The organism is Nostoc sp. LPT (assembly GCF_017115165.1).
Classification (GTDB): Bacteria; Cyanobacteriota; Cyanobacteriia; order Cyanobacteriales; family Nostocaceae; genus Nostoc.
The window spans coordinates 86489-99740 of record NZ_JABXKF010000024.1 but is presented as its reverse complement, the minus strand read 5'-3'; the positions used below and the strand labels follow the sequence as shown (position 1 = coordinate 99740).

The window sequence follows — 13252 nt, the reverse complement described above, 5'->3', positions numbered from 1 at the left end:
AAAACCCAGAGGAAAAGCCCTCTTGGTAATTTGCGGATGATACCAATTTTAAAAAAGAATGCGACAGATACATACTCCCAAACCTTTGTTCTGTCTGGCTTTCTTAATGCGTGAATTTTGAATGCGTGAATTTTGAATTGGTATGAGTCTATTCTAATCGACTAAATATAACCAGGATATTCCCTAAAAAAGCAGAATTGGAATGAAAATATGGCAGTAAATAAAGAAAGTCGATTACTCACAAAACCCGTAGGCCGCTCGCAAGTAATTTTAGCAGCTTCTCTCACCTTAGCGGCTGGATTAATCGCTTTCTATAGTTTGACACCCTATTGGTCTAAAGCGAAAGTTGTGACAGCGCCAGCAAACCCTCCCAAAGCTGCCACGCCTGCGAAAGTTGCTGTGACTGCCTTGGGACGTTTGGAGCCAGAAGGCGAAATTACTTCTTTAACTGCTCCTGCTTCTAATAATGGGGTGCGAGTAGATAGACTGTTGGTGAAAGAAGGAGATGCGGTTAAAGCAGGGCAATTATTGGCCTATCTCGAAAATTATGGTCGTTCTAGAACGGCATTACAACAGGCTATAGACCAACTCCAAGTTGCCAAAGCTAAACTAGCGCAGGTGAAATCTGGAGCTAAAACGGGTGATGTCGATGCTCAAAAGGCTGCGATCGCCCGTTTAGAGCCACAATATAAAGGGGATGTTGCGACACAACAGGCGACAATCGACCGCATCCAGGCGGAAGTAGACAACGCTGAAGCTGAGAACGATCGCTATCAGCAATTATATAAACGAGGTGCGATCGCGGCTTCTGTAGCAGATACCAAAGCTTTGCAACTAAAGACTACACAACAACAACTAACAGAAGCTCAAGCCACCCTCAAGCGGACTCAAGATATATTTCAAGAACAACGCAAGCAAGCACAAGCGCAACTCACCAGTATTAGTGAAGTGCGTAGTGTAGATGTTCAGGTAGCACAAACTGAAGTTAACAGTGCAACAACTTCTGTTCAACAAGCAAAAGCCGACTTGGATTTAAGTTACATCAAATCTCCCATAAATGGCAAAATTTTGAAAATTCACGCCAAAACCGGAGAAGTCATCAGTACCAACAAAGGATTTGCTGAGATAGGTAAAACATCTCAAATGTATGTGATTGCAGAGGTGTATCAAACCGATGTTCAAAAAGTGCGTGTAGGACAAAAAGCCACCATTAACAGCACTGCATTTACTGGAACAATAAAAGGAACTGTAAAAGAGATTGGTTGGCAAGTTGACAAGCAAAACATCTTTAGCCTAAACCCTGGTTCCGATACAGACCGCAGAATAGTTGAAGTAAAAATCTCCATCGATAATCCCGCAGATAGTCAAAAGGTCGCTCGTTTAACTAACTTACAAGTGGATGTCGCCATTCATATTTAGTCATAGGATATATGTCATTCACAAATGACCAATGACAAATGACAAATGACAAATAATAAATAAATCCATGATTTTCAAAATTCCTTTAGCATGGCTACAGCTAGCCCAGCAAAAAGTTCGTTTATTAGTAGCTGTAGCCGGTATTGGTTTTATTGTGCTGCTAATGTTTGTGCAACTTGGTTTTCAAGATGCCCTCTATTCTAGTGCAACCGCAGTCCATCAGAATCTCAAAGGAGATTTATTTTTAGTTAGTTCGCAATATAAATCTTTGACCTCAAATCAAAGTTTTTCACGGACTCGTTTGTACCAATCTTTGGGGTTTGATGGCGTAGAGTCAGTTAGCCCCATGTATTTGCAATTTGCCAAACTGAAAAATCCAGCAACTAGTGAGAAATATTCAATATATGTTATTGGTTTCGATCCAGGTAAACCTGTGATGAACATCCCAGAAGTTGAGAAAAATTTAGATAAACTTAAAACTCCCGATGTTATGCTTTTTGACCGGGGTTCTCGCCCAGAGTTTGGCCCAATAGCTGAAAAATTTAATGCGGGAGATACTGCACAGACAATTGAAATATTTCCCTTCAATTCATTAATTGGTTATCGAGTGAGAATTGGTGGCTTATTCACGTTAGGGCCTTCCTTTGGGGTAGATGGTAATTTACTTGTTAGTGACTCAACTTTCTTGAGGATAAATCCTAATACTCGTCCAGCAGAGATGATAGATATTGGTTTGATTTCCCTCAAACCTGGTACTAATGCAGAAACAGTACTGAAAAATTTACAAGCAAGTTTGCCTAATGATGTCCAAGTTTTTACGCGTCAAGGCTTCATTGATTTTGAAAAAAAATATTGGGCTGTCAGAACACCCATTGGTTTTATTCTTAACTTGATGTTAACAATGGCTGCGGTTGTTGGTGTAGTTATTGTTTATCAAATTCTTTACAGCAATATTGCTACACAGTTCGTTGCTTATGCCACTTTAAAAGCCATAGGTTATGCCAATAGCTATTTATTAAATGTGGTATTTCAGCAAGCTTTGATTTTGGCAATCTTAGGTTATATCCCAGGATTTATTACTTCTGTCTTGTTATATAGTTTTGCAGCGGAAGCAACTAAGCTGCCAATAATTATGACCACTAATAATGCGGTAATTGTTTTAACTTCAACAGTTTTAATGTGTATAACATCAGGAGCGCTTGCTATCAACAAACTCCGCTCTGCAGATCCAGGAGATATTTTCTAAATGATGACTAGCAGTAAAGTAATCAATTTATTTTGCCACGATATAGACTGATAGCTAGGTATTAGTGCAGCCTCCCTACAGAAAATTTCTTCTTATACCAATTTTAGATTTTAGATTAAAAGTATTTACCAAAACTCCAATTTGGTGTTACTTCAAGTCTTTTATCTAAAAACTCAAATTCACCTATTTAACAATAATTTCGATTTTATGAACCTCAAAGACAAAACTCTCCTAATTACTGGGATTAATGAATTTGTCGGTTTGCGTACAGCCGAGTTAGCCATAGCGCAAGGGATGAAGGTTCGCGGACTACAAACTTCTACAGCACAGAACAAACAGTTACAAAATTTGGGTGTAGAGGTAACTATTGGTAGTATCACCGATTCTACTATTGCTCAAAAGGCTTGTCAGGGAGTAGATATCGTTTTACATACAGAGCAAATTGCCGAAGAAACTGGTGCAATTAAGCATTTTCGTGATGTGAATGTTGGCGGTACTATTAATATGGCTAAAGCCGCTAAACAGGCTGGTGTCAAAACATTTGTGCATCTATCCAGTGTAATGGTTTATGGTTTCAATTATCCTGATGGTGTTACAGAATCTGGGCCACTCTCTGGCGAAAATAATCCCTACTGTCAAACTAAAATAGAAGCTGAAACCGCAATTTTAGAACTGAATAATCCTCCAGATTTTGGCATCATCATTATTCGAGCTGGAGATGTTTACGGCCCAGGAAGTATTTCCTGGATAGTCAGACCAATTCTGATGATGCGACAAAAATTATTTGCTTGCGCCAATGATGCTAAAGGAGTAATCAATCATGTATATATAGATAACCTGATTGATGGCATCTTTCTTGGAATAGAAAAAGAAATTTACAGTGAAATATTTAATATCACTGATGGACAAGAAACTTCGTGGAAAGAGTATTTTATGCGTTTAGCAGCAATGGAAGATTTACAAGCACCCCTTTCATTATCGAAAGATGAAATCAAATTGTTTCTAAAGCTACGCGTTCAAGGACAAAAACTTTTTCGGAAAAAAGTTGATATTCTACCAGAGTCTATAGATTTTATGACTCGTCCTTACGCTTGTTCCATTGTCAAAGCCCAAAATCTGTTAAATTACAAACCAGCAGTTGACCTAGAATTAGGTATGCAGCAAACACATGAATGGCTGCAAAAAACAGATATTCAAAGCTTGATGAAATAGTTCTTTGGGAGTAAGAAGTTATAAAAATTAGAATAGTAGGTTGGATTGAGTGACAGCGAAATCCAACAAAACCTTGATGATGTTGGGTTTCGTTCCTCAACCCAACCTACTGGATTCTGAATTCTGAATTTTTATGTTGCATTTACCTAACTACGATTAAGCAAAAAATAATCCACAGATTTTCCGAATACTTGTTTTCTATGAGTAACAATCAGCCACGATTGAGCATCGGACTACCTGTATATAATGGTGAAAAATTTCTCAAAGAAGCCATAGATTCACTCTTGGCTCAGACCTTTGAAGATTTTGAACTAATTATTTCAGATAATGCGTCTACAGATAAAACTGAGGAAATCTGTAGAGTTTATGCCGAGCAAGACCAGCGTATTTGTTACTACCGCAATGACAAGAACATCGGTTGTGCTGGTAACTTTGATCGCGTCTTGAAACTGTCTTCAGGTGAGTATTTTAAATGGGCAGCCTATGACGATCTACATTCTCCAGATTTTATCAAGAAGTGTGTTGACGTACTTGACCAAGATCCTACCATAATCTTGTGTCACTCCCAGGCATATTTCATTGATGAACAGGGGAATTTTCTTCAAAATTACGATATCAAAGTCAAGGCAGATGCACTAAAACCACACGAGCGTTTTCACGAATTGCTGACCAAGCACTTATGTTATCAATGTTACGGGGTAATTCGTGCTAGTGCTTTGAAAAAGATACCGCCTATGGGTGGTTATGGTAATGCAGATGGAATTCTCTTGTTAAGACTTGGTATTCTCGGTAGGTTTTATGAAATCCCTGAATACCTGTTTTTCTTCAGAAGTCATCCGCAACAATCAATGAGTATGTTTTTTCCCAATTATTTGTTGTTAACAAATAAAAATCAAAAATCATTCTTGAGTATGCTGCCTGATTTTTATGGGTATACAGTCTGGTTTGATTCAGCAAAGAAAGGAAAAATTTTATTCCCACATTGGAGAATGATTTGGGAGTATATATTCTCCATCTGGTGTTGTCCCCTGAGTTTATATGAGCGGCTGTGTTGTCATATAAGTCTATATCAGCAGTTAAAAGGAACAGAACATCTTTTGCTGAAAGATTTGCTAATAGCGTTGCAAAAACTTTGGAAAGCTTGGAAACCAGTATCAATTAAAAAAGAGGAAGTCATTTTTTGAAAGAATCAGGTCACAAATAAAAGCTGACTAATGCAGCTTTCTATCAACTCCAAAATCATCTCTTTTGACTACAAAATTATGCTGAAACTATCTCAACTATCTCATGTTTTGCTTGCTACTTTAGTGAGCATCAGCTTTGCTAAAACAGTGAATGCAGAGCCAACTGCAACACTAAGTGTTGTGGTAAATGGAATACATCACCAAAAAGGTGAGATTTGCTTCCGAGTTTATGCAAATGAAAAAGGATTTCCTATGAGTAGTAGTAGTGAAGCTCAAAGTGGCTGCGCTAAGATTAATGGCAGTTCTGTAAAAAAAGAATTCTCCGGTTTGAAACCTGGAACTTATGCTGTCGCTGTGGTTGACGATCAAAATGGCGATCGCAAACTCAATAAAGACTTTTTCGGTATTCCCAAAGAAGGTTTTGGGATTTCTAAAAATCCAACTGTATCCATACAAACAGGTACACCAAAGTTTCGCGATGCCAGTTTTGTTGTAAACAAAAATACAACAGTTAACATCATTATGAAATATTCGCTTGATTCGTAAAGGCAACTGGGGAGAGGAAGTTAAAAGGTAAAAGGCAAAAGTAAATAGAAAAGAATCTTTTGCCTTTTTACTTTTTACTTTTTACTTTTTAATGCCCAATCCCTTATTCTGTCGGAGACTAAAAATTTAATGGAAGATTTGGCAATATTTCTGTCTAAGTCTTTGATGGGTTGGCTGGTTATTCAGGTGTGTTTCACGCTTGTCTTTATATGGTATCTGCGCTCGTCTAAAAAAAACTTATTACCAGATGACCAGTTGCCCAAAACAGCAGTAATTCTTTGCTTACGCGGAGCCGATCCGTTTTTGCCTAGATGTTTGCGATCGCTCCTAAATCAAAACTATCCACAGTATGATTTAAAATTAATTGTTGATAGTCACGAAGATCCGGCTTGGAAAATTGCTAGTGAAACCATCACTGAGCAAGAAGCGACTAATGTTCAAATCAGCCCTTTGAGAATAGTACGCAACAATTGTAGTCTCAAATGCAGTTCTTTAATCCAAGCTATCCGTGAGTTGGACGATTCTTATAAGGTAGTTGCTTTAGTAGATGCTGATACTATAGTTCATTTGAATTGGCTGCGAGAATTAGTCAGTCCTCTAGGCGATGCGAAAATCGGGGCAACAACTGGCAATCGTTGGTATGTACCGACAGGCAGGTATTGGGGTTCTTTAGTGCGGTACGTCGGCAATGTGTCCACAGTAGTGCAAATGTTTATCTTCCAGATTCCTTGGGGTGGAACTTTGGCTGTGAAAACAGAAGTACTTCGCCAAACAGAACTGCTAGATAAGTGGGGACAAGCTTTAGGCGAAGATTTTATGATGCACAATATCCTGAAAAAACATGGTTTTCAGGTAAAGTTTGTGCCTTCGCTGCTAATAGTCAATCGTGAAGAGACTGATTTATTCAACTTAATAGACTATCTCAAGCGCCTTATCCTTTTTTCTCGACTGTATCATCCCCGTTGGTTGGCTCTTGTTAGTGAAGCTGTTTCTAGCATTTTGTTTCCGACTCTACTGATTATTTTAGTTCTAGAATCGTTGTTAGAGGCAAAATGGGAAGCTGCGGCTCTGTTGTTAGTCTGCTATGGAGTCTACACTGTCGGATTACTCTTGATAATGCTGGTGTTGGAATTAGAGATACAGCGAATGGTTCGCTCTAATAACCAAGCGATCGCCAAATTATCAGCTGCTACAATCATCAAAATGTTGATTGGGATTCCGTTGACACAGTGGGTTTATGGGTTAGCGATGCTATCATCCCTGTGGACATCAACAGTCTCCTGGCGCGGTGTCAGCTATCGGGTTAAAGGGCCTTGGAATGTCCATCTGGTGGAATATCGCCCTTATCAATGGTTGGATCAGCCGATTAATAGCAAGGTTTCTCTTTGAATTAAATCGCTAAATATCAACTAGGGCATGAAAGTTATTACACTAAACATTCCCTAGTCTTCAAATTGTATTATCTTATATTTAGTAGAACTATGTTAGCTATAACCCTTGTAAAAAGATACGTTTTTACTTGTTGAATACCAAAATGGATTTGCATTAATGGCAAGGGTTTAGACAAATGTATTAAGGGGAATTTTGACTTAGCATTTTGGATGTTTTGATAATTTCAATCCTAGTTTATAAACATCCGCTTTCAAATCGACAATTTCAGCTATTTGACAATGCGTAAATCCTTAGTCTAACTGTATTAACGGGAATTTCTGAGCCAAATAATCAGGATGTTCATCAAACATTTGCTGCGTAAATCCTAAGTTAAAAATCAGCAATTTTGTGAAATATTCCCCTTTATTATGACTAAGCAAAAACTTCGCATTGCACTGTTTACAGGGTTGTACGCTCCTTTCTTGACTGGTGTTTCCGTTGCAGTTCACCAACGAGTTCGTTGGTTGCTAGAGCAGGGACATGAGGTTTTTCTAATCCATCCCCAAATCAACGATCGCTACCCCAAAAATGTTGGCGATCGCCCCATGCCCGGTTTAGAAGAAATTCAATCTTTCCCTAATTTTTCTGCTTACGCATTCCCTACAGAACCACTAGTATTCTACAAGTCTCTTCCTCAACCGTTGAACTATCGACATTGGAGCGATACCAAGTTGCTGGAGAAATTCCAGCCTGATATTATCGTGGTTGAAGAAGCAGCACAAATGAGAGGTTTATACTCATTTTTCTTGCAAGGTTATGGTCGCCCTATCGGCACTCAATACGCAAAACGAACAGGCACACCAATAATATCACTCTTCCATACAGATATCGTTGCGTATATCAAATATTACTTTGGAGATCGGTTCTTCAATTTTGTTCGTCCGATCGTTCCCGTTTTAGTCAAGCAATTTAGCGAGTCTTATGACTTCAATTACTTCTCTTCTAAAGAACAACTGACTAAATACGAAGAACTCAAATGCCAACGTGCTGAATACGTCGCTTATCAAGGCATCGATTGCGAAAAATTTCACCCGCGAAACATCTGTTACGATCCAATTCCCAATGATAACCGACCAACTCTTTTGTTTGTCGGACGCATTACCCCCGAAAAGAATGTCAACCAATTACTTGATATCTTTCCAGTCATAGCTGCCAAAATTCCTGATGTCCATCTGGTGATTGTTGGTAGTGGCCCGCTAGATGAAGAGATCCGTGAGCGTGCTAAAAAGTTTGGAGCGGGTATTACTGTATGGGGTGAATCTCATGGTACTGAACTTCTAGGTTGGTTTGCTAGAGCAGATATTTTTGTCAATCCCTCCGTTACCGAGAACTTCTGCACGACAAATAACGAAGCATTAGCGTCTGGAACCCCTCTGGTTGCGGTTGTTGCTCCGTCAACCTCAGAACAGGTATTTCCTGGTCGTAACGGTTTCCTCGCCCAACCGAACAATCCTACAGATTTCGCCCAAAAGGTAATTGCGATTCTGGAAAATCCCGGTTTGAAAGCAGATATGACTAGACACGCTCGCCCTTCCATACTTGACTTTGATTGGTCAGCGTGTATGCAGAAATTTGAACACAAACTTTACCAAATCGTTGAAGGAGCGCAGAAGGTGGAAGTAGGTACAACCAGTATAAGACCACAGCGATAAGAAATATGGCGATCGCTAGTATCTTAAGTACTGGCGATCGCTAAATAGTTATAGCACATTACTAGCTGATGCTTACAATATCGTGATATGCACCATAAAGAAGACAGTTCGTATTTTTATGTGCGTGTCCCTGCACGAGTTTTAGGATGTCTATGTGCTGGTGAAATTACCATTATTCTATTTCCTGGGCATGGGTTAGTCCTAACAAAACCAATCCAAACCTATCTTATTCCTGAAAACTTGAGAATGCCCAATAGTGAGTTTGATGTGTTGTTCAAACATCCTGGGCGAAAGATGATCCGAATCTTACGACACAACGAATTCTGTCCAGAAATCGATGCAAGTCATGAGTGAAGTTCAACTTATTTCAAGCATTGAAGAATCGACATCTAAAAACCAATTCTCATCAACAAATTCTATATTTTCATCATAAATAAGAACTAATTCACCAATCTTTTGAGTGTTATTATTTGGTATTCCTGTGGTATCAACTACATCAACTATAAGGAAAAATTTTAGTTGTAAAAAACGTTCTTGGTGAGTAATACCAATAGAACTGCTAACTAATTTGGCTTTTAGGGTACGAGGCAACGTAATTGTTTCATAATATTCATCTTGTTCATCCCAGTAACCGCATACTTTATAATCACATTGGTTAAGATGTTCTTGAACAAAAATATTGGCATCTAAATTTTCTAATATTTCAGTTAAATCTCTCCAGACTTGATGATTTTTTAATTCTAATCTTGTCATAGTTATGTGGGTTTAATGTTCTGTTACCAAACCAGGGAAGTGTAATCTACCATCAATGAATTTTGCATGAAATCGGCGGTCGCCACCTTTACCTAAGACTTTAGATTTCAAATCGTAGCCTGATTCTTGGGAAGCCACCAACCCAACATTACCGCGAGGGGGCACTTGCCCTTTCTCAATGGCTTTTAAATGTTTCCCTTTCCGATCATATTTTAATCCCAGCTTGATTTGTTCACTGGCAAATGAAACTAGCAGACCACTGGTTGAAAGATATACAGTATCAGGTTGAATATCTGCCCAATTATCGGGTAAAGCTTCCATGAAATTAATACTGGTATAGTAGAAGCACAATTTATTTGAATTAAGTAACTCAGTTACTTAATTACTCAATATTAATCTCTTCAAATGCTTGCTCTAAAAGGATTATCAGAATTTCTGATTTCCTTCGACCAGTACGGTTAGCGAGGTTAGTCAGCTTCTTGTATATATTTGGAGATAAATCTAAACTAACTGCGAACTTAGTAACGGCGGATCGGGAATTTCCAAAAGTACCAGGTTTAGCAATTATTGGTTGGTAGCGATCGCTTATTTAAGAAACAAGGCAGGAGGCAAGAGGCAGAAGGTAGAAGGGAAAAGGATTTGACTTTTTTCTTCCATCCATAACGCAAGCGAGCGCGTCCGTAAACAGCTTTTATCTTCTTCACCACCTTAGCTAAGGTTAACGCAAGCTAAAACCAAGGTGGACTGCTTTTATTATCCTCTTGCATTTTTGTATTTGCATCGCTGTGCTATTTAAACGCAACCTGCTGCAATGCGATTGTTTCGGTTCACAATGCAATTGCATCAACTTACAATGCAATTGTTTCGATTCACAATGCCATTGCATCGACTGACAATGCGATTGTTTTGGCTTACAATGCCATTGCATTGACCGACAAAAATTAATCCACTCTATAAAGTTGCACGATAAAATCTACAATTGGGTCAAGCTAGTCTTAGCACCATGCCATCCATGCAAGATTGGCATAGTAAACAATCCCCACGCTAAACCTGTAATTAACCCAAAAGGCGTAACCAGATAGTTATTAAAACTCCACAAACCAAAAATCTGTGCTGCCAATTCCAAAGGATAAGCCATCATCAGCACACTTGCGATCGCCACACCACTCCCGCCATACTGACTTAACCAGTAAAATCCCTTACCACCAGTTACGCCATACAGCAGACGAGTAATCAGCAAACCCGTGACAGTGCCATAGCAACGCATACACACAGCCATAATAAACGGTGGTGCTAAATCTAACCCCATCTCTGGTTGCGGACAGACATGATTACCCATGAAATAAATGATGTCCGCAATCCCAGGAAGCAAAGACACCCCAGACGCAGCCAAAAAGGGAGCGATAGGCGGGCCAAAAACCATCCCTACCAACAAGAAATCAGCTATAAAACTGACCCAATTAATCTGCAACTCATCACTGAAAGCTACTCTTGTCATTTCCCTTTGTCTGCGCCTTTGCGTCTACGTTTTCTTAACGTACCTTATTTACATAAGGACTTGTCAACTTATCCAACTGCTGAATCAACAGACTCAAGAATAATCCCACATCTGTCACCACACCCACCGATTCTACAGAACCGCGATCGCTTAACTTAGTAACCACAGCTGGATTAATATCTACACATACCATTTTCACACCAGCCGGGGTCATATTTCCCACCCCAATGGAATGCAGCATCGATGACAGCATCAAAATCATCTCTGCACCTTCTAGGTGTTTGGCATATTGCTCCTGTGCTTGAATCAAATCCATTTGGGTATCAGGTAAAGGGCCGTCATCCCGAATCGAACCCGCAAGCACAAAAGGTATATTATTGTGGACACATTCATACATCACGCCACTTTTAATTGCTCCCGCCTCCACAGCTTTCGGAATGCTGCCATAACGGCGGATACTATTAATTACCTTCAGGTGATGGCGGTGTCCACCATGCACGGCGATACCCCGCTTCATATCTACACCCAAGGAAGTGCCCATGATATTTTGCTCGATGTCGTGAACTGCGATCGCATTACCAGCCAGCAATGCCTGTACATATCCTTCCCGAACCAGTTGCGCCAAGTGTTCGCCGCCACCAGTGTGAATTACCACAGGCCCAGCCGTGACAACTACTTTACCACCAGCATCGCGGATTTTACGCAATTCCCAAGCCACTTGCTCAACCACCAATTCTACACGCCGTTCGCTGGAAACTCCCGCCGACATAAAGCTGAATTCTTGGGTGCTGCGGAGTTCCCGCGATTCAGTTTTGCGGATGGTGCGGATACCTAAAACGTCTACAATTACCTGTTCGCCAACTTTTAAATCGCGGAGTATTTTACACCGAGCAACTAAACCTGTGGAAGTTTGAGTAATGGCGATCGCGCCATCCATCCGCTGATTTTCTACCTTCACCCACTGGGCATTAATTCGCACTTCGGTGGGATAAATTGTACTGACGTAGAAATCATCAGGCGCAACGCCATCTTGAATTACTGGCTCTAGTTTGGCATCTCGCTCATCATGGGGTAAATCTACTGCACCCAATTCAATCAACCGGGAGATGATTTCTTCCATCACCTCATGGGATGGTGCTGATACCCTCACTTCGGCGGCTGAGGTACTTTGCCGTTGTTCTCCCAAGTTGAAATTTAGAACTTTGAAACTTCCCCCAGCATCTATAATCAAATCCAAAGCACGGTTAATTAAGCCAGCATCTAGCAAATGTCCTTCCATGCGAATGACGCGGCTTTCTACCGAGACATTCGCATGAATTTCATCTCTAACTGGTTCTGTCACCCGCAAAGTTAAGCATTTAGCTGCACCACCAGCTTTGAGAAATTCCGTAAGTGGTGTTTCCAAAACTTGGAAACCTGCATCCGCAAGACGGGTTTTTAAAGCATCACTCGTCTTATTCATAATGACGATGCTATCCACATTCACCGCATTACAAGCGAAGTTGACTGCATCAGCCTCTTCAATTGCGATTCGCTTTTCTGATGCGACTCGCATTTCAATTAAGCGGTTGGAGTAAGAATCAAAAGCGCCGGGATAGTATAGCAAATAGCCATTTGCTAGGGGACAAAAACAGGTATCTAGGTGATAGAAACGTTCGTCTATTAATCGTAGAGATAGCACCTCAATATCCAGCCATTTAGCTAGATAAGGGTGAGAATCTAATTCCGAGCGGAAACCGTATCCCGCCCATAACCAGCGTCCTTCCCGATCTAGCAGTGCGTCTCCTGCTCCCTCAAAGGGCAAATCTTTGGGAAGTTCATTGACTGTATAACCATTTGCCTCAAACCATTGCTTGAAGAAAGGTTCCTCTCCCTGACGTTCTTTGTGCAAAAAGCGACTGAGGACGACATTATCGCCCAGAACTAAGCCAGCGTTGGCGGTAAAAACCAAATCAGGCCAGCCTTTTTCAGGTGGTACTAAATCTACAATGGCGTGTTGTTTGAGGATTTGATGTAGTCCCTGCCACTGTTCCACGGCGCGATCGCGCGATGATTTGTGAATATTCCCTTCCATCCAAGGATTAATCACATAGTCCACGTCGTAGTGGTCAGGAGGGCACATTAAAAAGCGAATCCGGGAAGTCATAAAAATCTTACAAGCGTTTTGTATGCTACAAGCTTACTTTGAATACAGACTTTTGTTTTTTTACAGGTAAAATCTGCTACTAGAGCTTCTATCTTTTGATAGTTGAAGACTTTACCAAGGCTTCAACTATCAATTCTATGGTAATAATACCAATTCAAAATTAAG

General features: G+C 40.2%; 12 protein-coding genes. 8 read left to right on the top strand and 4 right to left on the bottom strand.

Annotation, left to right across the window (positions count from 1 at the left end; translation table 11 throughout):
- Positions 1–210 precede the first annotated feature (210 nt).
- The 8 genes from HWQ58_RS05160 (at position 211) to HWQ58_RS05125 (ending at position 9044) form a co-directional block, all read left to right on the top strand.
- Positions 211–1419, top strand: a complete 1209-nt coding sequence (locus HWQ58_RS05160) for an ABC exporter membrane fusion protein (RefSeq protein WP_292858634.1) — start codon at positions 211–213, stop codon at positions 1417–1419.
- Positions 1420–1486: 67 nt separating this feature from the next.
- Positions 1487–2665: an ABC transporter permease DevC gene (devC, locus tag HWQ58_RS05155; RefSeq protein WP_104905320.1), complete on the top strand. Its 1179-nt coding sequence runs from the start codon at positions 1487–1489 to the stop codon at positions 2663–2665.
- A gap of 207 nt (positions 2666–2872) precedes the next feature.
- Positions 2873–3877: an NAD(P)-dependent oxidoreductase gene (locus tag HWQ58_RS05150; protein ID WP_292858628.1), complete on the top strand. Its 1005-nt coding sequence runs from the start codon at positions 2873–2875 to the stop codon at positions 3875–3877.
- Between the two features lie 200 nt (positions 3878–4077).
- Positions 4078–5061 (top strand): glycosyltransferase family 2 protein, encoded by a 984-nt coding sequence (locus HWQ58_RS05145; protein ID WP_292858625.1) that lies wholly within the window; start codon positions 4078–4080, stop codon positions 5059–5061.
- A gap of 78 nt (positions 5062–5139) precedes the next feature.
- Positions 5140–5607 carry a DUF2141 domain-containing protein gene (locus HWQ58_RS05140; RefSeq protein WP_292858776.1) on the top strand — a complete coding sequence of 156 codons (468 nt, stop codon included), beginning with the start codon at positions 5140–5142 and terminating at the stop codon, positions 5605–5607.
- Positions 5608–5736: 129 nt separating this feature from the next.
- Positions 5737–6996 carry a glycosyltransferase family 2 protein gene (locus HWQ58_RS05135; protein WP_292858622.1) on the top strand — a complete coding sequence of 420 codons (1260 nt, stop codon included), beginning with the start codon at positions 5737–5739 and terminating at the stop codon, positions 6994–6996.
- Between the two features lie 410 nt (positions 6997–7406).
- A complete protein-coding gene (locus tag HWQ58_RS05130; protein ID WP_292858619.1) occupies positions 7407–8690 on the top strand; it encodes a glycosyltransferase in 1284 nt (427 codons plus the stop codon).
- A gap of 87 nt (positions 8691–8777) precedes the next feature.
- Complete coding sequence (locus HWQ58_RS05125) at positions 8778–9044, top strand: hypothetical protein (RefSeq protein ID WP_292858616.1); 267 nt, start codon at positions 8778–8780, stop codon at positions 9042–9044.
- 3 nt (positions 9045–9047) lie between these two features.
- Here the strand turns inward: HWQ58_RS05125 and HWQ58_RS05120 are convergent, their stop codons facing one another.
- The 4 genes from HWQ58_RS05120 to HWQ58_RS05105 form a co-directional block, all read right to left on the bottom strand.
- The gene (locus tag HWQ58_RS05120) at positions 9048–9443 is read right to left on the bottom strand and encodes a hypothetical protein (RefSeq protein WP_292858614.1); all 396 of its coding nucleotides are present in this window, start codon (positions 9441–9443) and stop codon (positions 9048–9050) included.
- A 12-nt stretch (positions 9444–9455) separates the two neighbouring features.
- The gene (locus HWQ58_RS05115) at positions 9456–9764 is read right to left on the bottom strand and encodes a hypothetical protein (RefSeq protein WP_292858611.1); all 309 of its coding nucleotides are present in this window, start codon (positions 9762–9764) and stop codon (positions 9456–9458) included.
- 652 nt (positions 9765–10416) lie between these two features.
- Positions 10417–10941, bottom strand: a complete 525-nt coding sequence (locus HWQ58_RS05110) for a DUF2085 domain-containing protein (RefSeq protein WP_292858609.1) — start codon at positions 10939–10941, stop codon at positions 10417–10419.
- Between the two features lie 34 nt (positions 10942–10975).
- On the bottom strand, positions 10976–13087 hold the full coding sequence (locus HWQ58_RS05105) for a TIGR00300 family protein (protein ID WP_292858607.1): 2112 nt from the start codon (positions 13085–13087) through the stop codon (positions 10976–10978).
- Positions 13088–13252 lie beyond the last annotated feature (165 nt).